General features: G+C 61.0%; 24 protein-coding genes. 18 read left to right on the forward strand and 6 right to left on the reverse strand.

All coding sequences use genetic code 11. From position 1 onward, the window contains the following. Positions 1–61: 61 nt before the first annotated feature. On the reverse strand, positions 62–889 hold the full coding sequence (locus LB310_RS07235; RefSeq protein ID WP_301154785.1) for a hypothetical protein: 828 nt from the start codon (positions 887–889) through the stop codon (positions 62–64). Between the two features lie 159 nt (positions 890–1,048). Between LB310_RS07235 and LB310_RS07240 the strand changes: the two genes are divergently transcribed. The 4 genes from LB310_RS07240 (at position 1,049) to LB310_RS07255 (ending at position 4,213) form a co-directional block, all read left to right on the forward strand. Then, positions 1,049–1,933 (forward strand): methionyl aminopeptidase, encoded by an 885-nt coding sequence (locus tag LB310_RS07240; RefSeq protein ID WP_301154786.1) that lies wholly within the window; start codon positions 1,049–1,051, stop codon positions 1,931–1,933. An 87-nt stretch (positions 1,934–2,020) separates the two neighbouring features. After that, entirely contained in the window at positions 2,021–2,740 is a 720-nt protein-coding gene (locus LB310_RS07245) for a TVP38/TMEM64 family protein (protein ID WP_154248326.1), read from the forward strand. Between the two features lie 340 nt (positions 2,741–3,080). Then, the gene (locus LB310_RS07250) at positions 3,081–3,953 is read left to right on the forward strand and encodes a hypothetical protein (protein WP_301154787.1); all 873 of its coding nucleotides are present in this window, start codon (positions 3,081–3,083) and stop codon (positions 3,951–3,953) included. A gap of 5 nt (positions 3,954–3,958) precedes the next feature. Further along, positions 3,959–4,213 carry a hypothetical protein gene (locus LB310_RS07255; protein ID WP_301154788.1) on the forward strand — a complete coding sequence of 85 codons (255 nt, stop codon included), beginning with the start codon at positions 3,959–3,961 and terminating at the stop codon, positions 4,211–4,213. Between the two features lie 53 nt (positions 4,214–4,266). On the opposite strand, the gene LB310_RS07260 is transcribed toward LB310_RS07255, so the two are convergent. From LB310_RS07260 to LB310_RS07270, 3 genes are all read right to left on the reverse strand, one after another. Continuing rightward, positions 4,267–4,695: a peptidylprolyl isomerase gene (locus LB310_RS07260; protein WP_015538641.1), complete on the reverse strand. Its 429-nt coding sequence runs from the start codon at positions 4,693–4,695 to the stop codon at positions 4,267–4,269. 183 nt (positions 4,696–4,878) lie between these two features. Next, complete coding sequence (locus tag LB310_RS07265; protein WP_301154789.1) at positions 4,879–5,313, reverse strand: FKBP-type peptidyl-prolyl cis-trans isomerase; 435 nt, start codon at positions 5,311–5,313, stop codon at positions 4,879–4,881. 99 nt (positions 5,314–5,412) lie between these two features. Beyond that, complete coding sequence (locus LB310_RS07270; protein ID WP_301154790.1) at positions 5,413–6,726, reverse strand: glutamate-cysteine ligase family protein; 1,314 nt, start codon at positions 6,724–6,726, stop codon at positions 5,413–5,415. A 128-nt stretch (positions 6,727–6,854) separates the two neighbouring features. Between LB310_RS07270 and LB310_RS07275 the strand changes: the two genes are divergently transcribed. Together LB310_RS07275 and LB310_RS07280 are read left to right on the forward strand one after the other, a co-directional pair. Further along, positions 6,855–8,702, forward strand: coding sequence for a nucleoside-diphosphate sugar epimerase/dehydratase (locus LB310_RS07275; protein ID WP_301154791.1), 1,848 nt, complete (start codon positions 6,855–6,857; stop codon positions 8,700–8,702). A gap of 235 nt (positions 8,703–8,937) precedes the next feature. Further along, positions 8,938–11,073 (forward strand): tetratricopeptide repeat protein, encoded by a 2,136-nt coding sequence (locus LB310_RS07280; RefSeq protein WP_301154792.1) that lies wholly within the window; start codon positions 8,938–8,940, stop codon positions 11,071–11,073. On the opposite strand, the gene LB310_RS07285 is transcribed toward LB310_RS07280, so the two are convergent. Together LB310_RS07285 and LB310_RS07290 are read right to left on the reverse strand one after the other, a co-directional pair. Next, positions 11,042–12,586, reverse strand: a complete 1,545-nt coding sequence (locus LB310_RS07285) for a hypothetical protein (RefSeq protein ID WP_301154793.1) — start codon at positions 12,584–12,586, stop codon at positions 11,042–11,044. The genes LB310_RS07280 and LB310_RS07285 overlap by 32 nt on opposite strands. 96 nt (positions 12,587–12,682) lie before the next feature. Continuing rightward, a complete protein-coding gene (locus LB310_RS07290; protein WP_301154794.1) occupies positions 12,683–13,039 on the reverse strand; it encodes a hypothetical protein in 357 nt (118 codons plus the stop codon). 287 nt (positions 13,040–13,326) lie between these two features. Here LB310_RS07290 and LB310_RS07295 point away from each other — a divergent pair, with 287 nt between their 5' ends. The 12 genes from LB310_RS07295 to LB310_RS07350 all read left to right on the forward strand — a co-directional run bounded on the left by LB310_RS07295 (position 13,327) and on the right by LB310_RS07350 (position 24,893). Further along, positions 13,327–13,947 (forward strand): recombinase family protein, encoded by a 621-nt coding sequence (locus LB310_RS07295; protein ID WP_301154795.1) that lies wholly within the window; start codon positions 13,327–13,329, stop codon positions 13,945–13,947. Positions 13,948–14,201: 254 nt separating this feature from the next. Next, positions 14,202–14,792 (forward strand): transcription termination/antitermination NusG family protein, encoded by a 591-nt coding sequence (locus LB310_RS07300; RefSeq protein ID WP_301154796.1) that lies wholly within the window; start codon positions 14,202–14,204, stop codon positions 14,790–14,792. Between the two features lie 198 nt (positions 14,793–14,990). Next, on the forward strand, positions 14,991–15,533 hold the full coding sequence (loaP, locus tag LB310_RS07305) for an antiterminator LoaP (protein WP_157006657.1): 543 nt from the start codon (positions 14,991–14,993) through the stop codon (positions 15,531–15,533). A gap of 110 nt (positions 15,534–15,643) precedes the next feature. After that, positions 15,644–16,402: a sugar transferase gene (locus LB310_RS07310; protein WP_301154797.1), complete on the forward strand. Its 759-nt coding sequence runs from the start codon at positions 15,644–15,646 to the stop codon at positions 16,400–16,402. Positions 16,403–16,498: 96 nt separating this feature from the next. After that, complete coding sequence (locus LB310_RS07315; protein ID WP_301154798.1) at positions 16,499–17,644, forward strand: glycosyltransferase family 4 protein; 1,146 nt, start codon at positions 16,499–16,501, stop codon at positions 17,642–17,644. A 2-nt stretch (positions 17,645–17,646) separates the two neighbouring features. After that, the gene (locus LB310_RS07320; RefSeq protein ID WP_301154799.1) at positions 17,647–18,876 is read left to right on the forward strand and encodes a hypothetical protein; all 1,230 of its coding nucleotides are present in this window, start codon (positions 17,647–17,649) and stop codon (positions 18,874–18,876) included. Continuing rightward, a complete protein-coding gene (locus LB310_RS07325) occupies positions 18,873–20,333 on the forward strand; it encodes a lipopolysaccharide biosynthesis protein (RefSeq protein ID WP_301154800.1) in 1,461 nt (486 codons plus the stop codon). The genes LB310_RS07320 and LB310_RS07325 overlap by 4 nt, the downstream gene beginning before the upstream one ends. Next, positions 20,330–20,791, forward strand: coding sequence for a serine O-acetyltransferase (locus tag LB310_RS07330; RefSeq protein ID WP_301154801.1), 462 nt, complete (start codon positions 20,330–20,332; stop codon positions 20,789–20,791). Before LB310_RS07325 ends, LB310_RS07330 begins: the two co-directional genes overlap by 4 nt. A gap of 8 nt (positions 20,792–20,799) precedes the next feature. Further along, positions 20,800–21,942 (forward strand): glycosyltransferase, encoded by a 1,143-nt coding sequence (locus tag LB310_RS07335; protein WP_301154802.1) that lies wholly within the window; start codon positions 20,800–20,802, stop codon positions 21,940–21,942. An 11-nt stretch (positions 21,943–21,953) separates the two neighbouring features. Further along, positions 21,954–23,252 carry a nucleotide sugar dehydrogenase gene (locus tag LB310_RS07340; RefSeq protein WP_301154836.1) on the forward strand — a complete coding sequence of 433 codons (1,299 nt, stop codon included), beginning with the start codon at positions 21,954–21,956 and terminating at the stop codon, positions 23,250–23,252. A 1-nt stretch (position 23,253) separates the two neighbouring features. Next, a complete protein-coding gene (locus LB310_RS07345) occupies positions 23,254–24,327 on the forward strand; it encodes a Gfo/Idh/MocA family protein (protein ID WP_301154803.1) in 1,074 nt (357 codons plus the stop codon). After that, a complete protein-coding gene (locus tag LB310_RS07350) occupies positions 24,327–24,893 on the forward strand; it encodes an acyltransferase (protein WP_301154804.1) in 567 nt (188 codons plus the stop codon). Before LB310_RS07345 ends, LB310_RS07350 begins: the two co-directional genes overlap by 1 nt. Positions 24,894–24,908 lie beyond the last annotated feature (15 nt).

The raw sequence follows: 24,908 nt of genomic DNA on the forward strand, positions 1-24,908 counted from the left end.
GCTGCCCATCTTAGCGATTTTTCGGCATCGGCGCAGACGAGGATTCCTTTTCTACGGCCTGTCAGCTCGGTGAAGTGTCCATTTTGTCGAAGATGCCGATGGCTTCCAGCAGGCTCTGGTCCTGGGAGGCCAGCACGCCCTCGCGCGTGTAGACGGTGAGCGTGTAGGAGGTGGAGCTGTACGCGGCCGGTTCCCCCTGCAATTTCTGGCTCCAAGTGCTCAGGCACCACAGGATGCCGGTGCCCCCGGTCGCACAGTTCCCGATGCGGGTAACGGTGCGCCGGTCGAAGCGATGGTTCTCTTCCACGGTGCGGGACAGCTCGTCTCCGAGGCCGGCCGCCTCCAACAGCGATGCGCATACGGCCTCCGCCTCATCCTCGCCGGCGAGCGGGGCCATGATGCCCATGCCCACGGCCTGCGGGCGCATTCCTTCGAGCATGAGCTCGGGTGATGTCTCGCCCCCTCCGACGGCGAAGAAAAGGCGCGTCCTGGAGCCCGCGGGCGAGCACGGCGTTTCGGCGGAAATGCTCTCCCAGGCTCCTGTGGGGGCTCCCGTCTCGTATTCGAACCCGAGTCCCTCCAGCATGGCAGGGATCCGAGCCGGGTTGAGCGAGAGGATGGCTTCAAGATCGTAGGCCGAGCAGACTGGGGCGGAGTTGGGAGAGGGCGCTGCCGCCGGTCCTCCGTCGCAGGCGTCCCCTGATGCGGGGAGGCCTTCTCCAGCATCGGGCTCCTGGTCGCGCGCTTCTTTGCCGAATGCATCGGCTGCGAACGGAACGCTCTCGTCGACGGGCCTTTGCGCAGGGGCGGCGCATCCGGCGATGGCTGCGCAGGCGAGAGCTATCGCCGCGCACCGGGCGATGGTGGTCGGGCGACGCTGGTTCGGCATGGGGCGTCCTTTCCGTTCGGCCTTTCGGCGCGCCATCGGGCGGATGGACGCCTACCCTCTATACACGATCCAGGCGGTCGAATTGTCGGGACTTTCCTTCCGCCCGCTGCCGCTCGCGGCGTTGCGCGGTACAATAGCCCGCGAGCGAAAGGAAACCGCATGTATGACGGAGTGGAGCAGCCCGGTCGCAACGACGTATGCTGGTGCGGCAGCGGGCGCAAGTACAAGAAATGCCACCTGGCCTTCGACGAACGTCTCGAGCAGCTGTACGAGCAGGGGTGCGAGCTGCCTGGGCGCGAGCTGCTGAAGTCGGCGGACGACCTCGAGGGCATCAAGCGCAGCGCGGCCATCAACGTCGGCGTGCTCGACTACGTGGCCGAGCGCATCGGCGTGGGCACCACGACGGGCGAGATCGACCGTTGGGTGCACGACTACACGGTTGAGCATGGCGGCATCCCGGCCGATCTGGGCTTCGAGGGGTATCCGAAGAGCGTCTGCACGTCCGTGAACGACGAGGTCTGCCACGGTATCCCCTCCGACGACGTCGTGCTCCGCGAGGGCGACATCGTGAACGTGGACTGCTCGACCATACTGGACGGATACTACTCCGACTCATCGCGCATGTTCTGCCTAGGCGAGGTGTCCGAGGACCGTCGGCGCCTGGTAGACGAGACGAAGAAGGCGCTGGAGGCGGGCCTGGCCGCCGTGAGGCCGTGGGGCTTCCTGGGCGACGTGGGCGCAGCCGTGAACGCTCATGCGCAGTCGTGCGGCTTCTCGGTGGTGCGCGAGTTCGGCGGCCACGGCATCGGCCTCGATTTCCATGAGGATCCGTTCGTGAGCCATGTGGCCGAGGCGGGTACGGGCATGGTGCTGGTTCCGGGTCTCGTGTTCACCATCGAGCCCATGGTGAACGCCGGCGGACCCGATATCGACATGGGCGATCCGAACGGCTGGACCGTGCGCACGGCCGACGGTTCCGACACGGCCCAGTGGGAGGTCCAGGTGGCCGTGACCGAGGACGGGTACGAAGTGCTGTCCTGGTAGGAACGGCAAGGGCTGCGTGCGGAATCGTTTTCCGTCCGTTGACGGGCGGCGACCTTTCGCGCTTTCCCGGGGCGCACAATCTGCCCCATGGAAAAGAACACTCCCAAGGACGCGGGACGACGGCGCATAGGGCGCGTTGTCGTAATCGCCGTGATCGCGCTGGCGGCGGCGTCCATCGCCTGGTGGCTGCTCGTGTACGGGCGCGACGTGCTCGCGCTGCTCACCGACGGGCGCCGGGTGCAGGAGCAGGCCGCGCGCCTCGGGCCGCTGGCCCCGGTGGCCCTGGCGGGGCTCGTGGCGGTGCAGCAGCTATCGGCCGTGCTGCCGGCCGAGCCGCTCGAGCTGGCCGCCGGGTACGCCTTCGGCTTCTGGAAGGGCGCGCTCGTCTGCTTCGCGGGCAGCCTCGTGGGCGCCGTAGCCATCATCGTGCTCGTACGCCTCGTGGGCGACCGAGCCCTCGCGCTCTTCCTCTCGCGCAAGCGGCTGGACGACCTGGAGCGCTTCGCGGCCTCGCCGCGCTTCGAGCTCATCCTGTTCGTGTACTTCCTCGTGCCCGGACTGCCTAAGGACCTCATGACGTACGCGGCCGCGCTTGCCCGCGTGAAGCCCCTGCGCATCCTTCTCATCACTTCGGTCGGCCGCGTGCCGTCCATCGCGGCGTCGGTGCTGGCCTCGTCGTTGGCCGCCGACGGGGATTGGCGAGCCGCAGGAGTCGTGCTGGCCGGCATCGTCGTCCTTGTGCTTGCGGGCGCAGCCGTGTATGCACGCGTCAGGATGCGCCATCGCTCCCGTTCGCAAAGTTCCTAGCATTTAAAACAAATGTTCGTAAAAATGTGCTATACTGCTAGCGAAACGAAGGAGCCAGTGCAAGCGCTGTTTCGTCCGCCGCGGCAGAAGGCGGGCGCAGCCCATAGATGGCGGCGGTGTTCCGCGCCGCCCGTACCACGCTTGCAAGATCCTCCCAGCCCAGGAACCGAAGGGAAGCGAGGTGTCTTGCCATGTTCGCATGCGCGTCTACGGCAGGGTGCGCGAAGGCGGCCGCGAAAGCCCGCCATGATGACCATCCCTCGAAAGCGGGGCCTCATGTTGCCGTGACTGCATGTTTCGAGGGCAATGCTGGGCCGCGCCGTAGCGAGGGGAGGCTGCCATGAGCGGCGGGAGCCTGTGGGAGCGTGAGCACCTGCGTCCGCGCGACCTGCCCAGCCTCCAGGAGGTGCTCGGCGCATGCGACCGGCCCCTTCTGCGGCGCGTGATCATTGAGGATTTCGCCGAAGTCCATGCCTACGCTGACAAGGCTCGTCGCAATGCGATGGCGCAGCGGCTCGATGGCTCGCTCGATGCCATGGCCTCCCTCGAGGTGCGGCGCGGGCCGACGAGAGGCTGGGTGCTGGCCCCGCGGGAGTCGTACGTGCTCGATGCCCGAGGCGGCACGCTGACATGGCGGCTCCACGCCGCGCTCGTCCCGTTGCTCGATGTGGCAGCAGCCGAGCGCCTCGTCCGCGTCGCCCAAATGCCCGCGACGACGTACGCCCAGGCGAGGAAAGTCGACAAGCGCCTGCGGTCCCTTGCGGTGCGCGCGGCGGACGAGAAGGGCGGCGCGGGCGACGTGGACGACTGGGGCGAGCGCTGCTACGCGCTCGCCCCCTGGGAGGAAACGCTCGGATGCAAGGTGTGGCTCGGCGGGGATTGGTGCTGCCGTGAGCGCTACCGCGTGCTCGCAAGCGCGTTCTGGGAACTCACGTTCTACGGATTCGAGTACGACCTGGTTCGTGCGCGCACCGCCCGCGAGAAGGCTGCGCGGTTGACGGGCGGGTCCGATCCGACAGGCGAGGAGGCCGGTGCTCGCATTACGGCGTCCCCCGGAGGCTTGGCGGCCGCTTGCGGCCTGCAGCCGCCCGACCGCTTTACCGGTGAGGCGCTCGGCCGCCTCGCCCAGCGCGTCGCCGTGCTGAACCACCGGGCCCACTGCGCCTTCTTCGAGCAGATGCTCGATTTGGCGCGCCGCATGGAGAGGGGGTGAGCAGCATGGACGTCTTGCAGCTGTCGCACACGGGGAGCGTGCGGACCCTCTGCCGGCTGATCCAGGGGATGGATCGGCCGGTCGTGGTCGCAGACGGGGCCGATGAGGTCATGGTCGTGTTGTCCCCGTCTGCTTTCGAGGGCGTGCTGCTGCGAAGCGGGCGGGGAGGACGGAGAGGCCGCACGTTTGGCGCCGGCTGCGACTTGGAGGGCCGCGCCGAGGACGCCTGCGGATGCGGAGCATGCCGTCTTGCAGAATGACGGAAGGCGCCCTCGGGCGCCTTCCGTGGTCGTTGCAATGTTGGAGGGTGGCGTTAGCCGGCGACCTCCACCAGCGTGATCTCGAAGTTCAGGTCCTTGCCCGCCAGCTCGTGGTTCATGTCGAACGTGACGATGCCGTCCTCGATGGCCTCCACGAACACGGGGAACGACTGGCCGGCCGGGCCGCGCATGTACACGGTCTGGCCCACGGGAAGCTGGTCGCCGTTGGGAATCTGGCTCACGGGCACCTTCTGCACCATTTCCTCACGGCGCTCGCCGTACGCCTCGGCGGCAGGGATGTGCACGGTCTTGGTCTCGCCCTGCTCCATGTCCTTCACCGCTGCGTCGAAGCCGGGGATCATCTGGCCGGCGGCGCAGGTGAACTCGATGGGCTCGCCGCGATCGACCGACGAGTCGAACTTCGTGCCGTCGTCCAGCGTGCCCGTGTAGTGGACCTTGACCTTCTTGCCTTCGTTGCTCATGAACGAGCTCCTCTCGATTTGAAACAAAGTAGACCCAGTCTACCCCACTGCAGAACGCGGCCCCTCCGCTGGACGCAAACCCTCTCCAAGTTGCCATAAGTCCGTAGAGCTTCCTGCTCCCCGGCCGTGATGACAGCGTGGCGCGCCCCGTGACTCCTTTTCGGAGATGCGGCGCAGGCAGCCTCAGCGGCTCGGAAGCTCGGCCACATCTAGCAGCGTCATCTCGAAGTTGAGCGCCTTCGCAATGGCCTCGTGGTTCAGGTCGAACACGGCCTTCTCGTCCGTGAGCTCCACGAGCCTGGCCGGGTAGGTCTGGCCCGTGGGGTCCTCCAGGTTCACCATCTCGCCCACCACGAGCTTCACCGAGGCGGGTATCTTCGCGCGCTCCACCTCCATCACGCGTTCGTCGGTGCGCTCCTCGTAGGCCTCGTTCGCGCCCACGTGCACCTGCCGCGTCTCGCCCACGGCCATGCCCCGAACAGTGTCGATGAACGCCGGCGGCATCCATCCGTCCAGGCAGGGGAACTCGACGGGCTGCTCCGTCTGGTCGATGAACACGGAGCCGTCGTCGAAGAACCCCTTGTACGCCACCTTCACCATCTTGCCCGTGTTGTCCACGTCGGGCCTCCTCTCCTCGTGTCATCCGCTTGCATGCTGGAAGGTCGTCCCTCCATCGCGCTGCTGCGTCTGTTGCGGCTTCGAGATGCGGACGCCGGTTTAACCCTTGCGCTCCGCCAGGTCGGCCAGCGTGACGCGCTGCGCTGCCAGCTGCGCGAGCGGCTCGAGGAAGCCCCGCTCGTCCGCTGCGAGGCCCTGCCGCGCCAACGCCATCACCTCGTCGACCAGCTCGGCCACGGGCCGACCGTACACCTCGGCCTCGTAGCCCCCGACCATGAGCGCGTCCTTGGCCGCCTCCACGGCCGCGCCGTCCACGCTTTCGAACAGCGCGTCGAGTGTGTCGAGGTTCTCCGCATGGTAGAACAGACCCTTGATCAGCGCCGCGTACGCTACTACGTAGGGCACAGGCATCGCGTCGGCCGGCCTGATCTCGATATAGGTCTTCAGGCGCACGTCGTTGAAGAACATGGACACGGCATGCTCCACTTCGGCGCGCGTCATGGTGCGCTCGGCGTATATCTCGCCGAAGGTGCGCTCGGAGTAGCACCACTGCTCCTTGCGGCACGGTATGAGGATAGCAGGCGTGTCCAAAAGGTACTCGGCATAGCGGCGCAGGTCGAAACCCGGGTCCATCACGCCGGGCACCAGGCCGCAGCGGTCGGGGTCGCAGAACCGCCAGATCTCGGTCCGCACCAGCTCGTGGGCGCGCGGCGCGCCCTCGAACACCGGCGCGTTGTCGCAGACGAGCGAGAACAGCGGCACGAGCGCGAACGCCAGCCGCAGCTTGCGCAGGCAGTCCGCCGTCGACCAGTAGTCTATCGACACCTGGGTCGACGCGCTGCCCCGCATCATGCGCGGCCCGAACGGCCCCTTCTCGCCCAGGTACAGGTTCATGAACTTGTAGCGCCGCTTGGGGATGAGCTCCAGGTCGAGCGCCTTGGCGGAGGGGTGGTAGCCCACCGTGAGCGCGCGCTCGCCATGCGGCGCCAGCGCGTCGTCCAGCGTGCGCTCGAACCGCTCGAACGTCGCCCGCGCGTCCTCGAGGCTTGCGAACGGGCCCGCCGAGAGCTCAACCTGCGCCGCCGGCTCGATGGTCACGGCCTCGCCGGGCCGCGCCACGCCCAAGAGGTCGCCCTCCGGGTCGCGCGTCGTGCGGGGGAACTCGGCTTCCAGCTGGCCCAGCAGCCATTCCACGCCGTAGGGCCCGCTGTACGGCACGGGGCTCATGTCGTCGTGCACGAGGGTGTGCTCCAGCTCGATGCCCAGCTCGCCGGCTGCCCCGGCCGGCGTGATGCCGCTCTCGAAATAGGCTACGATGGCGTCGATGTTGCTTGTGCGTGCAGGCTGGTCGCTGGGGGTTTCCGGTTCCCCGGGGGCTGCGATGGCTGTGCCGGGAACGGCTGTTTTATTCATGTAGCAGGCTCCTGTAAAGCATTGGTCCGTGCAAGGTTACGTTACTTTGTATACAATACCCTTTTGGTTGCCGCGCTTGTCGGCAAAATGGCATCAATTCGCTTTTCCACTCGGGGACGAGGCTGCGCTTGGACGCTCATATCACAAAAAGAACAGCGGTCCTGCTGCTGCTCGACATCGTTGCGACGTACGCCGCCTACTGGCTCGCATCCTTGCTCACCGCCGTCGAGGACGAGGTCTTCGTCAACAACGAGATCTACTTCATGCTGGGCATCCTGGCGCTCATCAACGTGGCGGTGCTCGGCCTGTTCCGCCTCTACAACAACTTGTGGGAGTACGCGAGCGTCGACGAGGCCATCCAGATCATGCTCGCGGTGGTGCTGTCCACGCTCATCGGCGCCGTGTTCCTATGGATCATCGACGTGCGCCTGCCCATACGCGTGTTCTTCGTCTCGTGCTTTCTGCTCATATTCTTCATGGGGGGCATACGCTTGGTATTCCGCGTCATGCGCCAGAAGAAGCGCGTGCTGGGGTCGGCGCAGCGCGCCTGCGACCGGCCGCGCACGCTCATCGTGGGCGCGGGGGAGACGGGCTCGCTCGCCATCGGCCGCATGGCCTCGAAGGACCCGCTCATGCCCGGCGTGGCCATCGTAGCCACCGACGACGACGCCTCGAAGCGCGGCAGCCGCATCCACGGCGTGAAGGTGGCCGGCACCACGGACGACATCGTGGAGCTGGTTGACCGCTACGACATCGAGCAGATCGTCGTGGCCATTCCCTCGGCCTCGCTCGAGGAGCGTAAGCGCATCTACGGCGAGTGCACGAAGACCGAATGCAAGCTGCGCACGCTGCCCAACATCCGCGAGCTGTCGCTCGACGAGATAGGCGACGTGCGGCTGCGCGACGTGGACGTGGCCGACCTTCTGGGGCGCGAGGAGATCATCCTGAACACCCGCGCCGTGTCCGGCTACATCGCCGGCGAGTGCGTGCTGGTCACGGGCGGCGGCGGCTCCATCGGCAGCGAGCTCTGCCGGCAGCTGTGCCGCGTGGCGCCTGCGCGCATCGTCATCTTCGATATCTACGAGAACGATGCCTACATGCTGCGCAACGAGCTTTTGGCCGAGTACGATGACATCGAGATCGTCATCGAGATCGGCAGCGTGTGCGACGAGGCCCGCGTGGCCGAGGTGTTCGCGAAGTACCGCCCCGGCGCCGTCTTCCATGCCGCGGCCCACAAGCACGTGCCGCTCATGGAAGCGTGCCCGCGCGAGGCGCTGCACAACAACGTGTTCGGCACCTTGAACGTGGTGAAGGCGGCCGACGCGTTCGGCGCCGCGCGCTTCATCTTCATCTCCACCGACAAGGCCGTGAACCCCACGAGCGTCATGGGCGCCACGAAGCGCATGGGCGAGATGGTGGTACAGCTGTACGCGCGTACGTCCAAGACCGTGTTCTCCGCCGTGCGCTTCGGCAACGTGCTGGGCTCGAACGGCAGCGTCATCCCCGTGTTCCAGCGCCAGATAGCCGCTGGCGGCCCCGTAACAGTCACGCATCCCGAGATCGAGCGCTTCTTCATGACCATCCCCGAGGCATCGCGCCTGGTCATCCAGGCAGGCGGCATGGCGCATGGCGGCGAGATATTCATCCTCGACATGGGCGAGCCCGTGAAGATCGTCGAGCTGGCGAAGGGCCTCATCCAGCTGCAGGGCCTCGTGCCCGACGTGGACGTGAAGATCACGTTCACGGGCCTGCGCGACGGCGAGAAGATGTACGAGGAGCTGCTCATGGACGAGGAGAGCACGCTTCCCACCGACAACAAGTCCATCATGATATCCACCGGCCAGGAGATCAGCTACGACGAGGTGGCCGCCAAGCTCGGCGAGCTGGAAGCCGCCATCGGCAAGTCGGACGAGGAAGCCGTCCACATCCTGGAGTCCGCCGTCCCCACCTACCACCACACGAAGAACTGCGCGTAGGCCCGCCCGATGGGGCCGGCAGTTGCCTGCAGCCTCCTGATACGGATGGTTCTGCCTCGGGCGTTTGCGGAGGAGCGGTGCGCGAAGCTGGGCGAGGAAAAAATCGCAGGACGGATTTGCGTCATAGCGCACGCTAGACGCTAAACTATACGAGATGGCAATGCTGCGTTGCGCCGTATGGCGCGGGCAAGGTGTTCGAGAGGGTTTTTCTGACGGGATAAGGCGAGGTGGGGCAGTGGCGGTCGTCTCGGCATCGAACGAAGCAATCGGCCTTTTCGTGAACTCGCCTGTTTTCCAGGTGAACGTGGGCCAGGGTGCGGCGGTTGCTTCTCTTCCAAGGGAGCTGCCTCCAGCATGCGCGCACTTCGTGGACAGAAGCGCGGAGCGCGGTCTGCTGGAAGATGCGTGTGCGGACTCTGCCTCGACTAAGGTGGTTGTCGTTGACGGGATCCCTGGTGTCGGCAAGTCTGCCCTGGTGAAAAAGTGGGGAAACGAGAAACGGATCGATCATTTCCCCGACGGGCAGATCTACCTCGATTTCGCCGCCTCGGAAGAAGGAGGCGCCTCCCCGGTGGCCGATATGCTCCGATCCAAGCTTTCCCAAATGATCGGCCCCGATGCCGTGTCCCGTACGCGTCCTTCAGATCTGCCCGCCCAATACCGCAGCTTCACCTGCGACAAAAGCATTCTCGTAGTTTTGGAGAACGTGTCCAGCTATTCGGAGATAGAGCCTTTCGTCCCGAATTCGCCGTCCTCGCTCGTGCTCGCCACAAGCTCGAGAATCGATATCGATTCGCTCGAAACCGAGATCACCCATGTTTCTCTCGGCGAACTGGACGTGGACGATTCGCTCGACCTTTTCGTTCGGGTTGCGTACGGCTTGTCGGGCGAGGAGGCGCAGCAAGTCCTTCCGCCTGATGAGGTGGAAGAAATCCAATCGGTCCTTGAGCATTGTTTCGGGATTCCCTTGGCCATACGGGCCTGTGCAAGCATCTTGTGGCGGAAGCGCGCCTCGTCGGCGAAGGAGCTGCACCGAAAGCTCATGCGCTCCGAACAAGACGTTTTCTGCTGCCGAGAGATGGACGAGGTATGGCGAGAGTGTTGCAAGGCCCTCGATCCGCGCTGTCTGGACGCCGCGCGCAGGTTCGCGTCGCTTCCGGTTCCGACGGCTTCCCTTGGAACGCTTGCCGCCGTATGGGGTACCGACCCTTCCGGAGCGAGGTCCATCGTGGAGGAGCTTCACTGCTTCGGGTTCGTCTCTCTCGACTCTCCTGCGGATGGCGTCGGAGATGCTTCCTTGTCGAGCGAGGTGACGCTTCTTCGCGTTATCCGGGCATACCTGCAGGCTCAGATGCTCGGGGATGGGTCTCTTGGCGAGGTTCAAGAAAGCGTCCATGCCTTGCTGCTCTCCCATTTCCGGGTGTTGTCCCAAGAGTTGGATCATTCTTTGAAGCCCGCGCGCCTTCGCCTGTACGACCGGATTCCCTCGAACGATCTGGTGCGCGATATTCTCAAGGGGAGGACGGAATTCGAGGTGTTCGAATCCGAGTCCGGTCTCTTGGGCGCTGTTCCCCAGATCATAAATGCGCACCAAGGCGTCGTGGGGGATGCTTGGGCAATCGGCGATGCGCTCTGGTCCTTCTATAGCGGAACCTTTCGTTATCAAGCAGGATCCGAGCTGTTCTCGGCTTGCTCGCGTTCTGCTCGGCAGGCAGGAAACATACTTGCAGCCTCGCGCTTGACGGTTATGTCGTCGGGTATGGAGGCAAAGCTCGGCAAGGCCGCTGAGGCGCTCGGTTCCATCGATGCCGCCATTGTCGAATGCGCGCCGCTGGGCAGGCTCGATGTTATGTGCATGTTCCACGAGTTCCGCGGAATCTGCCTGGCTGAGCTGGGATGCGAAGGCGATGCGGTAGCCGAGTTCACGTATGCCCGCGCTGGCAACGAGTCGCTGGGCAACAAGCGCGGATGCTCCATCCAAGACCTTCTTCTCTCCCGAACGTATCGGAGGTTCGGAAAAGCGGAAGAGGCTGAAAAGGCTGCGCGCCGTTCATTGGACGAGGTCGACAAGAACCGCGATTGGCACACGTATGCGAAAAGTGCGCAGGAGCTCTGCTTCGCATTGCGTTCGGCAGGGAAGCACGGGGAAGCGCTTGCGTATGGGAAAGACGCTGCGGAGATCTTTGCGGAGCTGGGTGAATATCGGCGGGCTCACGACACGCTGTTCGCGATAGCCGAGTCACTCCATGCCCTGGCGGATGACGATGATGCAGAAGCCTTCGCCGCGGAGGTCCGCGATTATTACGAACGCGTCGGGCTTTCTGCGGAATACGAGCAGGTTAGCCGCTTTCTGGAATCCTTGCACACCTGATTACCGATTCGCCGACAGTGTAGAGGGTCTTGCCCATGCGGTACGTTCCGCGGAAGTCGCCTTGTGCGAGGCAGTATGCGAGGATCGCTGCGAGTACGTTCCGGTCGGCATGTGCTGGTACCTTGAACGGAACCTGCGTTCCGTTTCTGTCTGACAACTGGCCCGATGAGCCTTGTTGGAAATAGGCGCATCGGGCAAAGGGGCTGGCATCTTGCCACCATCCGGCGGCGTCGCGGTTCTCGAGCACTAGGCAAGAGGCGGATTGGACCATTCGGTAGTTCCTCTCTGCGGAAGACGCCACGAGCAGGGTCGAGTCGGACCGTATGCCCGAAGGACCGACGGAGGAGGGCGTTCTTCTCATGTCGATGATCATATCGGAGATGCGGGTGAAGCCGACCCAGAAGGAAAGCGGTTTGCATGTTCTTGGAATCGGCGGCTCCAAGGTCAGGGGCAGCACGGCGGTGCTCGACGGCTCCAGGCCGATCAGACGGTAAGCCAGCTCGGCGAGTCTTTCCATGGAGCTTCCGACATAGGAGAAGGCGGCGTTCGGTCGCTTTTGCGCGCGGCTTGCTTGCCTGCAGGTTGTTTCTGCGAATTCGGCGATCTCACGAGCCGTTTCAACTGCCTTGTTCGAGCCCATGGCCTGCACGATTGCCAGGTCGCCGTTAAGCGCGTCTTCGGGATAGCTCAAAAGGCAGGTGGGGGTTCCCAGCATGCTCGCATAGGTTGATACGGATCCGTGGTCCCCCGCCAGGCAGTCGGCTGCGACCAAGGTCGCCTGCCAGCCGCTCTCGAACGGGATGAGCTTCAGCCCGCCTGCAAGGGCGTCTCTTAGCCAGGTCTCTATTTGCCAGGGCCCGTGTCCCATCCATATGTTCGGATGGAGGATCGCCGCGATGGCGAATTCGTCGGCAGGGAGCAGGGAAAGGAGCTCGGAGAACATCTGCGGGCGTGCCGAGAAAGCCGAAAGCCTACCCCATGTCGAGGAGAGTGCGACCAATTTCCTGTCTCCGATGTCGAGCGCATTCCTGAACTCGTCCCGACGGTGTCTCGCTTGGAACATGGAGTCGAATACGGGGTCTCCCAGCACCTCCGTCTGGCAGCGGTCTCCGAACACGCGGGCCTCGTCTTCCGAGATCAATCCCACTATGCGGGGGAGGTTGGTTCCGGGCCCTTCGTCGAGCCAGTTCGAGTGCGCCGTGTTCGCCCCGGCAACGGATCGGACGCTATTGTGCCCGACACCGTGGGAAAGCATGATGATGGGTGCCTTGATCTCGGGCAACGGGTCGAGCGCGCTTTCGATGAGAGCGAGGTCGTACGTTTCCAGCACGGCGTTCTTCCAAGGGACGAAGGGAAGCCCCCTTTTGTTTATGGCGAGCTCGAGCTCGTTCGAGAAAACCGACCGAGGTTCCGACACGGTGAAAAGAACCTGAATCCTCGGATCAGAGAAGAGGTGCCTTGCCAAATCCGCCGATCTGACAAGGGTGGTAGGACTTCTGACCATTACGAGCACGGTTTTCTCGAACGCTACGGTCCTCGGCCCTCCTCCGGGTTTCAGCAGCGGCGAGGGGGCTTCGAACAGTCGTCGGGGGGGGGGGGGCTTCATTGTCTACCTTACGATGTTCGTTTGGACAACGGGGCTCTTGATGAAAATACCCGAGGCGGCGTTCGAGGCGGTCGTCATCTGCGAGCTGCCGAGATGCTTCTCCATGAGATCGCACCAAGATGAGAGGAGCTGGTTGAAGTCGGGGTCTCCCTTTGCCAACTCGGCCGCTTTTGCGGCGAGCTTGTCGGGATCGGCCCAAGAGCCCATCGCCTTCAACTCGTTTTCATCCATATCTTCCTTCCGACCTGCGAGTTTCTTGAACAGGGCGATGGTGGCCGCGCCCAAGGCGGACCCGAAAGCAGAGAGGCTGCCGCTCGCGAGGCCGTCGAGGCATGCTTGCATGAGGCTGGGCAAATCCATGGCCCTCCCTTTCACCGTGTGTGGATGTTCTTTCATTGTATGGTCGCTTAGTCATCATTGCAAGGCTCTGATCGGTCGGGAGCGGCAGGCACGCCGTGAGGATACTGCTCGATTGCGCTAAGGGGAGTTTGGCGCCCTGCGCAAAGCTTCGGTAGTTCGGGTAAAGCCGAATTTCGCGATAATGAATCTCGTGCCGACCGGCCGTGCGCCTGCCGGCATCTCTTTTGGCGGCCGATGGCAAAGCGGCCCGGAGGGGGCTCGCTTTGACGGGAACGATGGGGTGAGCGATGGAGCGAGAAGGAATCGTGTACGGGTATGCGCGCGTGTCGGCGAAGGACCAGAAGCTCAGGCGGCAGATCGACGCCTTGACGGATTTCCCCGTTGCCGAGGGCTGCATCTACGCCGACAAGGCGAGCGGGAAGGACTTCGAGCGGCCGGAGTACCGCAAGCTGGTCAAGCGCCTTAGGCCCGGCGACGTGATGGTGGTGAAGAGCATCGACCGGCTGGGGCGGAACTACGACGAGATCCTCGAGCAGTGGCGCATCCTCACGAAGGTGAAGCGGGCGTTCGTCGTGGTGCTCGACATGCCGCTTCTCGACACGCGCAACGACCAGCACGGCATCACCGGCGTGTTCCTGGCCGACGTGGTGCTGCAGCTGCTCAGCTATGTTGCACAACTTGAGCGCGAGAACATCCGGCAGCGCCAGGCGGAGGGGATCGCGGCGGCCCGGGCGCGCGGCGTGAGGTTCGGCCGGCCGGCCATCGAGGTGCCGAGCGCTTATCCACCGATCAAGACCGCATACCTATCGGGGCAGATCACACGCAAGGAAGCGGCGGAGCGCCTCGGTGTTTGCCCCCGTACGTTCGACCGGTGGCTGAAAAGGGACGCCGAGGGGGAAGTCGCTTAGCGTTCACGGCAACCGGGGTGTTGAATAACCCGCTCGGCATGGTTTTCGTTGCCAAAACGTAGACTTTTTGCCTCACGTAAAGCTTGCTCGCCCTCACATACAAGGGCACCCATCCGACCTGCTGTTTCTCTTTCGAATGAGATTATCGGGCATCTCCGCCAAAAAGTCTACGTTCTTGCGGCCGTCGGTGCGGCAGCAACGTGCACCGACGGTCGCAGCATCCGATCATGCGAGCGAGCATGGGAGAGGACGTAATGGCAACGGAGGCACGGCAGCGCGAGGGTTTGCCGACGGGTTTCCTGTCGGAAGGGCCGTTGCGAGACGGCGACCTGCGCTGGTACGCCATCCATGTGCCCGAAGGCCGCGAGGACGCGGTGGCGGGCAAGTGCCGCCAGCTCCTCGGCTCCGACCTCGTGGAGGACTGCTTCGTTCCCAAGTACGAGCGGTACATGAAGCGCGAGGGCGCCTGGCGCATCGTCGTGCACCCCATGTTCAGCGAGTACGTGTTTGTTTCCACGCGCGACGTGCGCGCGCTTGCCAAGGCGCTCGGGCAACTGTCGTTCCCGGCACCGCTCGTGGGCAGGCGGGGCCGCACCTACGCGCCGCTCTCGCCGAGCGTGCAGGCGTGGCTCGAGTCGGTCCTCGACGAGGCGCACGTGCTGCGCGCGAGCGAGGGCCGCATCGAGGGCGGCGTCCTGCAGGTGGAGCGGGGCCCGCTGCGCGGCTGCGAGGGCCGCGTGCGCAAGATCAACCGCCACAAGCGGATGGCCTACCTCCGCTTCGACGAAGGGGGCGAGGGCGACTGCGTGCTGCAGGCCGCGCTGAACGTCCCGGTGAAGAACTAGCACGACCCCGGTTTCCCGCTGGGAGCCCAAGGCGCAAGGCGTTGGGCTCCCAGCGGGAAACCGCAGCGAACATATCCTGAGCAAGCGCAGGCGGTGCCATCGGCGGGCCAAGCGGAACCAGGGGAATGAATACTCTCGATGCCGCGGGCCGCAGGCCCGAATGGCGAAGCTATGTCCGCCTGAGCGAGGAGGCCCTCCATGTGGTATGTGATTCAGGTTCTTTCCGGGCAGGAGGACAAGGCGTGCGAGCTCATCAACCTGCATGCGGCGGGGCAGCGCTCGAAGGACGGCAGACCCGTTCTCAAAGAGTGCTTCGTGCCGCGCTACCAGGTGGAGCGCAAGTTCCACGGCCAGTACCGCACCCTCACGCGCAACCTGTTCCCCGGCTACGTGATAGCCGTCACCAATCGTGTGGACGAGCTGAACGACCGTCTGGTCAGGATCCCAACGTTCACCCGCATGCTCGGCAGCGAGAAATCATTCATCCCCCTCGATCGGTCCGAGAAGGCGTTCATCAACGCCTTCACCACCGAGAAGCACCGCACTATCAGCCTGTCGAAGGCCGTATACGAAGGCGACAAGGTGGTGGTAACCGAAGGCCCCATGATCAACCGCGAAGGCTGGATCACCGAGGTCAACCGCCGCAAAGGAACCGCCCGCATCGAAGTGAACATGTTCGGAAGAACCATCAACGTAGAGATAGGACTAGCGATTGTCGGCCGAAGGCCTGAAAAGAAATAGCATTCCCTTGTCGCATAGCGACGAGATTTCTTTGCGATACCTTCTGCCAGGCAGGACGAATCAGCCATGCGCTCTGTGTGCGAAACAGCCCACCAAATAAAGGCGGCTGCGTGACCATCGAGGAAAATACGGTGGTTGTCGACGGGGAAGAGGGAGTTCTGGCCGTCGCGGATCTGGGAGCCGTAGCTTACGACGAGGCCCTTGAGAGCCCCATTCCGCGCGACGTCCTCGAGGCTCTGCTGCCCGGCGATGATGTCGTGGAGCTCGAGGAGCCCGAGGTGGGCGGCGGCCCGGGCTACCGCCTCGCCAAGCGCGCGTTCGACCTGGTGTCGTGCGCGGGCGCGCTCGCCGTCCTCGCCGTCCCCATGGCCGTGATAGCTGTCAAGATAAAGGCCGAGTCTCCCGGTCCCGCCATCTACGCCCAGAGGCGCGTGGGTCTGGGAGGTCGGGAGTTCTTTATTTACAAGTTTCGCTCCATGTACTCCGATGCGGAGGTGCGCGGTGCGCAGTGGGCAGCCGACGGCGACCCGCGCGTGACCCCCTTCGGCAAGAAGCTGCGCCGAACGCGCCTGGACGAGATCCCCCAGTTCTGGAACGTGGTCAGGGGTGACATGTCCCTTGTCGGCCCCAGGCCCGAGCGCCCCGCCTTCTGCGAGGAGTTCGAGAAGCGCATCCACGGTTGGCATCACCGCACGCTCGTGAAGCCTGGCATCAGCGGGCTGGCACAGGTGACGGGCGGCTACGCCCTCCTGCCCAAGGAGAAGGTGCTGCTGGACATGGAGTACATCAGGCACCGTGGCGTCAAGATGGATCTCTCGATCATCGTGAAGACGCTCAAAACGGTCTTCACCGGGGACGGTGCGCGGTGACGCATCGTTACTGTTTACGAGTTGGCTTTTGAGCCTGCATGTGCGTTTGAAAATCGGACTGCTATGAAGGTAATGAGGCAATCCATGGAAAATAGCATGGGTTTTGACGAAGGTCGATCTCCTTGTGAAGAGGAGGCAGGCCGGTGTCGAATCAAAGTTGCCCTGTATCTGCCTCTGGGAAAAAAACGAAGTCCATGGCGTGGGATCGGAGGTGCCGAGCATCGGTTGTGCAGCATCTTCTCGGGCATGGATGAAGAGGCATATGACGTGAAAATCGTCATCAGGGGATACAACCCCGAGGAAGAGATGCGGGGTTATCTGGAGAAATACGTTTCACATTGGAGTATGGTCGAGTATGTAAGCAGCCATTATGCCTTAATGAGGTATTTGGTCAAAGAGCATTTCGACGTAGTTTGCTACGACGATTGCATGATGCTCACCAAAGATGGAATCCTTGCCGCGTGCCTGGCTCGCAGCAAGAGGCTTCTTATGCTCGTTACCGTTCCTTACGCCAATTGGTCGTTCAAAAAAAGATGGCATGCACTTCCTATGCTGTTGAACGTCCTTCCTTCGAATTGGCTGGACACCTTGTATCCGAATACCAAAGCCATTCTCGAACGGCGTTTTCCGAAAAAGCCCGTCTCGGTCACTCCGTGCTCTTTGCCCATGATGAGCGGCTATCTTGCGAGAAGTGAAAAGCAAAACATGATTCTTTTCTCCGGAAGGCTTGTTCCGGAGAAGAACCCGATCCTATTCGCGGAGGCGGTCATACGCATCCGGTATTCCTTGAGGGAATGCGGGTATCGCGCATTGATTTGCGGAGTCGGCGAGCAAAGCGAAGCGATCGAGCGAATGATCGAGGAGACGCAATGCTCGGACGTTCTTCAGCTCGGTGGCTACAAAAGAATGGAAGAAGTCACTCCTCGCGCGAAAGTGTTCTGTTCGCTCCAGACGAAAGAAAACTATCCCTCGCAGTCGCTGCTTGAGGCAATAGCTTCTGGCTGCTATTGCATCGCGACGAACGTCGGCAGTACCGACGCAATAGTCAAACCGCGGTTCGGCCATTTGATCGGGCTGGACAGTCAGGAATTGTCGGAAGCGCTTTTAGCATGCATCAGGTTCCAGGCATCGCAGTGGGAGGATATCGAGGCAAGCGCAAGAGAATTCGCTTCGGAGAATTTTTCACTTGAAAAGGCTTCCTTTCACTACCAGTCCATCATCGACAAGCTTGTCATGAGCTAGTTGTGCTCGCCTTTTTAGAAAAATACACCGTCGGCGAATTGCTGATTTCCTTGGCGATAATCAGCGTTGCTTTCGGCGACATTTACAAAATTGCTGGGATCGTTCCCGTTTACCTTGCCTTTCTGGCAGTAGCCGTCATTTTCGAAGCGGGCACCATGTTTCGCCAGAAGCCGGATACCCCGCTTCACTTCTTCGCTCTTTCTTGGATCCTCTTTGCCACTTTCGACTTGGCTCTCCATTTCGACAACAGCAATATGACGATATATTTCTCGTCTTGTGCGAATTCGTTGTTCATTTACCTCATCGCATGCACCGCCTTGAAAAAGAAAGACGTGCTTTCTTTGTATTCAAAGGCTCTGATTGCCTGCGTGCTCATCACTATAATCGCATGCGTTATAGAAACATATACGGGAATCCACTATGTGAACTTCGATGAGCGATATCGGAGAATGTTCAGCAGCCTTGCAGCAGGCTTTCAGGTGAACATCAACGACAACGCGACGCTGCTTAGCCTTATGATTCCTGCGGTGTTGATAACCATGCGGGCGAAAACGAAATATCTGATTGCCTTTATCCTCTTAGTCCTAGTGGTTCAAATCGGGTCGCGTCTTTGCAACGTGTCGATAGCGGTTCTTCTTCTGCTTTCTGCCGGATTGGGCTTGTATTCGAAAATCGGTGATCGTGATTCGAAAAGAACGTATAAAGTGTTTCTGATCTGCGTTTTCGGTATCGTCGCAATAATTACGGCACTTTTTCTCGATTCAATTTACTCGGCATTGGTATCCCTGAGCGGTGAGAGCCTGTCCACGACGACTGCCGATGACTTGTTTCGCGTCGATAGGATCACGGACACGGTCCTCCTTTCATTGAACCCTGGCTTCCTGATAGGGAATGGGCCTGGAGCGACTTTGGAGATCATGGGGTATAGTCCGCATTGCTCCGTTTTCGAGCTGTTGTCCGATTACGGTATTGTGGTCTTCGCTTCGCTGTTCGCTCTCTTGATGCCCTTTTTCTCCACTTTCGCAAAAAGGGGCGGCTTGATGAATCGCGTGCTGCTCACGGCCTTCCCTGTGTTCTTCCTCATGGTGAGCTTCACCTCGAGCAGCATGCTGCGAATACACTGCGTATGGGTTATCCTCGCGATTCTCTTCTGCTATGCCTATCAGCAGGGCAAGCCGGCCATTGAAGTCGACGTCTTGAGCGCACGGGGGAAGGTAGGATCTCGCTCATGAGCGCGCAGAGGCATCAAGGCGCCATCGCGTTTGTTAAAAACCTCCTCGGTTTCTCTGTGAGCTCTTACGCCGGCCTCGTGATCACGATTCTTGCGACCGTGATCAACACGCGTGTGTTCGCAGCTTCTGAACTGGGAAAAATCAACTTGTTCATCACCGTCGGAACCGCCTTGGCCTATGTCGCATATTTAGGGGTCGATCAATCGTTTTGCCGCTACTTCGGCGAAGGGGATGGCCAAAAAAATTGGACAGGTCGACTGTTCAATGTATGCTTTTCCTTGTCGTTCTACGCGTTTGTCGCCGTCGCGGCAGTAACGCTCGTGGCATGGAGGTCGATTACGGAGTACATCGTCGGCGAAGCGTCGTTTTCTATCGCCGTGTTTCTCGTACTGTACGTTTTCTCGCAAATGGCATGCCGATACATCAGCCTTATCCAGCGAATGAGCTATCGGGTGGTTTCTTATTCGGTGCTTCTCATTTCCATGTCGTTTGCCAACAAGCTCGCTTATAGCGTTGTTGGAGTTTGGAGACCGGATTTCTGGGCAGCCATCGCGTCTATGGTCGTTGCCTATGTCCTCATCGTCGCCGTGTCTTCGGGCTTGTTGGCAGTAAGGCAGAACTTTAGAGTAAAGCTGGTCGGACCGGTTTCCGATGATTCGAAGATGGTCTTAAGGTTCGGCTTGCCCCTTATGCCAACTTCCCTTTTGTCTTGGGCGAACTCGTCTATACCAATTTTCGTCATTCAAGGGATGATCGGCTATTCGTCGGTGGGCATTTACTCGAGCGCGGTGAGCATCGCCGGCGCCATGGCGCTTGTGCAATCGGGCTTCAATACGTTCTGGGTGCCCTTCGTCTATGACAACTACCGAGACAAGGCAGGTGCCATCAAAAGGGTTCAGGACGTCTTGGTGTATGCATTGGTCGCCATTGGCCTTGTGCTCATCTTGTTCCAAGATGTTCTTTACCTTCTCGTCGGCGAGTCCTATCAAGCAGGGAAGGCGTTCATGCCCCTTTTGCTGTTGGCGCCCATTTGCTCAACGATTGCGGAAGCGAGCGGGATAGGAATCAACATTTCCGAGAAAAGCTATTTGAATATCGTCCACTACGTTTTCGGGATAGCGGCGAATCTGGTGTTGGCATGCATCCTTGTGCCCCTCTTCGGCTTGGTCGGCGCTGCCCTCTCCGTCGCGATATCCTCTCTTATCGTGCTAGCGATACGCAGTTATCTGGGGGGCAAATACTACGCCAGCATAGAGAGCACATATCGAACCTGCATGGGCACTTTGCTGCTCTTTGCCGGGGCGGTTTTAAGCTATGCCTTCTGCGGCACCGTTCTGCAGTATATCTGCCCAGCGATACTGCTCTTGGTTCTTTGCGTCGTGTTCAGAAACGACGTTTCTTATTTGCTCGATATCGCAAAGACCTTTTTCCGTCGAACCGAGGAGAACGAGCGATGAAGAGAAATCTGTCCATGAAGCTGTACGGATTAGCCCATGGCGCGTACGCGAAAGGCTTCCGAAGGGTGTCCCTTGTTTTTGCCGCTCTGAACAGAGTTGTATGTTCTTGTCAGATACCTCCTTCGGCGCAACTAAGCAGTTCGGCTTATTTGATGCACAACGGTCTTGGCGTGGTTATTCATGAAAAAGCCGTGGTGGGTGAGAGGTGCGTCATTTGTCAAAACGTGACGATTGCGGGAGGGCGGGGGGAAGGGTATCCGCCCGGAGGTGCAGTCATTGGAAAAGATGTGATCATCGGCGCAGGGGCTGTGACTATTGGCCCGATTTCGATAGGGGATGGAGCCAAGATCGGCGCAAACACGGTATGCCTTTCGGATGTGCCGCCTGGGGCTACCGCAGTTGGGGTTCCGGCACGCATCATAGTCGATTCCGGCAGAGGGCCTGGTGTCGCCGAGTGAACATTTGCGTGATTACCGCCGCCTACCCTTACGAAGGCAGTGCAGACGGAGTCTTCGTTAGAGAGCAATGCCGGGCTTTGTCGAGGAAGGGGCATGAAGTAGCGGTTCTGGCGGCATTGGGAAGAGGGAGGATCGCCCAGGGTCCCAACTTCGATTTCATAGAAGAAGACGGGTTCAATTGCTATGCGTCCCGTTGCTTCAGGAAGGCGACAACTTATTTTCCCAAGACGTCTTCAAGGACGGTGCTGCGGCAGATCGAGGAGCTGTTCGATATCTGCTACGCGAACGGACGCATGCCGGATGTCCTGTACGCGCATTTTGCATTTCCTGCCGGATATGCGGCCTGCGAGCTTGGAAAGAGCAAAAACCTGCCTGTTGTGGTGATGGAGCATTTCAGCGGGATTGCCCAAGGGACCATTCGGAAAGGTTGCGCGCGCATCGTGAGCGACACGATAACCTCTGCCGACTCGTTCTACTGTGTGTCCGACAGCTTGAAGGGGGCGCTCGATCGAATCAATCCCTCGGGCAAGCGCATAGACGTTATTCCCGACATGATCTCGGGGTCCTTTTGCTTCATAACGCCAAAGAAAAAGGAGGAGTTCTCCTTTTTCTCGCTTGGAATGCTTCGCAAGATTAAAGGATTCGATGTTCTGATCAAAGCGTTTTGCTCAGCTTTTTCGGAAGAGGAAAACGTGAGGCTTCGCATTGGCGGTTCAGGGGAAGAAGAGGAGTCCTTGCAAAGGCTCATCAAGGATTCAGGACGAGGATGTCAGATCAAGATGCTCGGGTTTCTCGATGAGGCTGCCGCATTGCGAGAGTACGGCGAGTGCGATTGCTTCGTCCTCGCAAGCCGTTGTGAAACGTTTGGGATTGTTTACCGGGAGGCCTTGGCTTGCGGGCGTCCTGTCGTCTCCACGCGCAACGGAGGCATCGAGCAAGGCTGGAAAGCTGATTTCGGCGTGCTGGTCGATGTTGACGACGTCGATGCCCTGGCGCAGGCGATGCGCGCGATCAGGCTCTCGTACGACAGGTACAACTTGGAAGATATTTCTTCGCAGATCCGGCAAATGTATTCCCCTGAAATCATTGCGGAGGAAATAGGCGAGGCCCTCGAGCGGGTGGTAGTAAGACACGAGGAAGGACTATCTTGAAAGATGGCATATTGAGGAGGATCGGCTCGCGCGGGCTCGTTTGCGGAACAGTGGGCCTTGGATACGTCGGCTTGCCGCTTGCGGTGGAAAAGGCCAAAGCAGGCTTTCGCACGATCGGCTTCGACGTTCAAGGCGACAAAGTCGACAGGGTGAACCGTGGCGAGAACTATATCGGCGACGTCGTGCAGGAGGATCTGGCAAGGCTTGTGGAAGAGGGAGCCCTCGATGCGACGACGGATTTCTCGCGCGTGGCAGAGTGCGACTTCGTTGCCATTTGCGTGCCAACGCCGCTCGACGATCATCAGATGCCCGATACCTCTTATATGGAGGCGTCGGCGCGGGAGATAGCCCCTCATCTCAAGCCCGGGTGCATGGTCGTGCTCGAGTCGACCACTTATCCGGGCACGACGGAGGAGCTCATCCTGCCCATCCTTGAGAAGGGGTCGGGCATGAAGTGCGGCGAGGGTTTCTATCTCGGATTCTCCCCCGAGCGCGTGGATCCTGGGAACCTTGTCTACAAGACCAAGAACACCCCCAAGGTCGTGGGGGCTGTCGGAGCTGATGCGCTCGAGTGCATAGCCGCAGTCTACGAGGCCGTGCTCGAAGGGGGTGTCACCCGCGTGTCCAGCCCGGCTGTTGCCGAGATGGAGAAGATTCTGGAGAACACCTACCGCAATATCAATATCGGGTTGGTCAACGAGCTTGCGATGCTCTGCGATCGCATGGGCATCAACGTGTGGGAGGTCATCGACGCTGCCAAGACCAAGCCTTACGGCTTCACGGCGTTCTATCCCGGCCCGGGGCTCGGAGGCCATTGCATCCCGCTCGATCCCTACTACCTGTCATGGAAGGCGCGGGAGTACGGATTCCATACCTCGATGATCGAGGCTTCCATGACCGTGAACGATTCCATGCCCGAGTGGGTGGCCTCGCGCGCCGCTCGTATTCTCAACGAAGCGGGCAAGGCGATGAACGGCGCCAAGGTGCTCGTGCTGGGCGTTGCCTACAAGCAGGATATCGACGACTACCGCGAGAGCCCTGCGTTGCGGGTCGTGGAGCGTTTGGAGAGGCGCGGAACCCTGGTATCCTACTTCGATCCTTGGATACCTCGATACCAATATAAAGGAACCGTCAAGGAATCCGTTCCCGAGCTGTCGGCCGAGGCGATCGCTGCGGCCGATCTTGTTTTGGTAACGTGTGCGCACACCAACATTGACTATGCGTTCGTGCAAAAGCACGCAAAGGCCGTTCTCGACACCAAGAACGCCATGAAAGACGTGCTCCCGCGAGAGAACATCGAGGTGCTGTAACATGAAATGCGCGATCATCGGTTGCGGGCGCATCGCCTTGAACCACGTAAGGGCTGTGGAAGCCAATGGACTTGAGCTGGCGGCCCTTTGCGATATCGTGCCCGGCAAGGCCGAAGGCCTGCTCGAGCGCGCGGAATGGAAGGGCCTTGCCCCCGCTTTTTTCTCGAGCTACCAGGAAATGCTCGCCGAGCATGCCGATATCGAGCTGATCGCCATTGCTACCGAAAGCGGTGAGCATGCCCACATTGCGCTTGATTGCATCGACGCCGGCAGAAATGTGATCATCGAGAAGCCCATCGCCCTCTCCATGGCCGATGCAGGTGAAATCGTCCGTAGGGCGAACGAGCGGGGTGTCAAAGCGTCTGCTTGCCATCAAAACCGCTTCAACGTTGCCGTGCAGCATGCGCGACGCGCTCTTGATGAAGGGCGCTTCGGGCGCATGTCGCACGGTTCCATCCATGTGCGATGGAACCGTGGCAGAGGGTATTACGTCCAAGCCCCTTGGAGGGGAACGTGGGCTCAGGATGGCGGCTGCCTCATGAACCAATGTATACATGGAATCGACCTTCTGCGTTGGATGATGGGCGGCAAGGTTGTTTCCGTGTATGCGCAGATGCGTCAGCGCTTTCACGAGTATCTGGAGGCCGAGGACGTCGGGGTCGCCGTCTTGACGTTTGATGACGGGTCTGTGGCAACCGTTGAGGGAACGGTGAACGTGTTCCCGAAAAACCTCGAGGAAACGCTGTACTTATTCGGTGAGACGGGCACGATCAAGATCGGAGGCACGTCGACCAACGATATCGATGTGTGGGACTTCGCTGACAGGCGCGAGGGCGATTCGGGCCTCGCGGGTCTCAAAGAGCCCACTTCCAACGTTTACGGCAACGGCCATGCCTTGCTGTACGCCGATGTCGTCGAGGCGATAAGGGACGATCGTGCGCCCTATGTTGATGCCCAGGCTGGCAGCGATGCCCTCGAAATAGTGCTCGCCATCTACAAGAGCCAGAAAACCGGCTTGCCCGTGGAGTTGCCGCTTGTTGATTTCGCAAGCCTGGACATGGTGGGCGAGTTCTGATGGAAGGCGTGTTCATCCATCCGAGCGCCATTGTCGATGAAGGCGCCAAGATCGGAGAGGGAACCAAGGTGTGGTGCTTCAGCCATGTTCAGGCTGGGGCGAGGGTAGGTCGCAACTGCACGCTCGGTCAAAACGTCAATGTTGCCGACAACGTTTGCATAGGCGATGGCGTGAAAATTCAGAACAACGTGTCGGTCTACGAGGGGGTCACGCTTGAAGACAACGTTTTCTGCGGGCCTTCATGCGTTTTCACCAACGATACGACCCCCCGAGCCGACGCTTTCAAAGGGCCTGAGGGTTGGAAGCCAACTGTTGTACGTGAAGGTGCCTCCATCGGCGCGAATGCCACCATTGTATGTGGGCACGAGATCGGAAGACGGGCGCTCGTCGGCGCGGGTGCGGTTGTGACCAGCGATGTTCCCGCCCACGCCCTCATGCTGGGGGTTCCTGCGCGCAGGAGGGGTTGGGTGTGCGAATGCGGGGGCGTTTTGTCCGATGACATGGCGTGTCCCGAATGCGGCCGCAAGTACGTTCTGACGGCCGGAGAGATAGTTGAGGCTAGATAGTCTTCTCGTCGGATC

The sequence above is a fragment of the Gordonibacter sp. RACS_AR49 genome (genome assembly GCF_030418435.1).
Lineage (GTDB): Bacteria > Actinomycetota > Coriobacteriia > Coriobacteriales > Eggerthellaceae > Gordonibacter > Gordonibacter urolithinfaciens.

Bases quoted from the DNA above. Each gene is read 5' to 3' on its own strand.
- LB310_RS07235 (WP_301154785.1), bottom strand. From the start codon at position 889: ATGCCGAACCAGCGTCGCCCGACCACCATCGCCCGGTGCGCGGCGATA.
- LB310_RS07240 (WP_301154786.1), top strand. From the start codon at position 1,049: ATGTATGACGGAGTGGAGCAGCCCGGTCGCAACGACGTATGCTGGTGC.
- LB310_RS07245 (WP_154248326.1), top strand. From the start codon at position 2,021: ATGGAAAAGAACACTCCCAAGGACGCGGGACGACGGCGCATAGGGCGC.
- LB310_RS07250 (WP_301154787.1), top strand. From the start codon at position 3,081: ATGAGCGGCGGGAGCCTGTGGGAGCGTGAGCACCTGCGTCCGCGCGAC.
- LB310_RS07255 (WP_301154788.1), top strand. From the start codon at position 3,959: ATGGACGTCTTGCAGCTGTCGCACACGGGGAGCGTGCGGACCCTCTGC.
- LB310_RS07260 (WP_015538641.1), bottom strand. From the start codon at position 4,695: ATGAGCAACGAAGGCAAGAAGGTCAAGGTCCACTACACGGGCACGCTG.
- LB310_RS07270 (WP_301154790.1), bottom strand. From the start codon at position 6,726: ATGAATAAAACAGCCGTTCCCGGCACAGCCATCGCAGCCCCCGGGGAA.
- LB310_RS07290 (WP_301154794.1), bottom strand. From the start codon at position 13,039: ATGGATTTGCCCAGCCTCATGCAAGCATGCCTCGACGGCCTCGCGAGC.
- LB310_RS07295 (WP_301154795.1), top strand. From the start codon at position 13,327: ATGGAGCGAGAAGGAATCGTGTACGGGTATGCGCGCGTGTCGGCGAAG.
- LB310_RS07300 (WP_301154796.1), top strand. From the start codon at position 14,202: ATGGCAACGGAGGCACGGCAGCGCGAGGGTTTGCCGACGGGTTTCCTG.
- loaP (WP_157006657.1), top strand. From the start codon at position 14,991: ATGTGGTATGTGATTCAGGTTCTTTCCGGGCAGGAGGACAAGGCGTGC.
- LB310_RS07315 (WP_301154798.1), top strand. From the start codon at position 16,499: ATGGGTTTTGACGAAGGTCGATCTCCTTGTGAAGAGGAGGCAGGCCGG.
- LB310_RS07325 (WP_301154800.1), top strand. From the start codon at position 18,873: ATGAGCGCGCAGAGGCATCAAGGCGCCATCGCGTTTGTTAAAAACCTC.
- LB310_RS07330 (WP_301154801.1), top strand. From the start codon at position 20,330: ATGAAGAGAAATCTGTCCATGAAGCTGTACGGATTAGCCCATGGCGCG.
- LB310_RS07345 (WP_301154803.1), top strand. From the start codon at position 23,254: ATGAAATGCGCGATCATCGGTTGCGGGCGCATCGCCTTGAACCACGTA.
- LB310_RS07350 (WP_301154804.1), top strand. From the start codon at position 24,327: ATGGAAGGCGTGTTCATCCATCCGAGCGCCATTGTCGATGAAGGCGCC.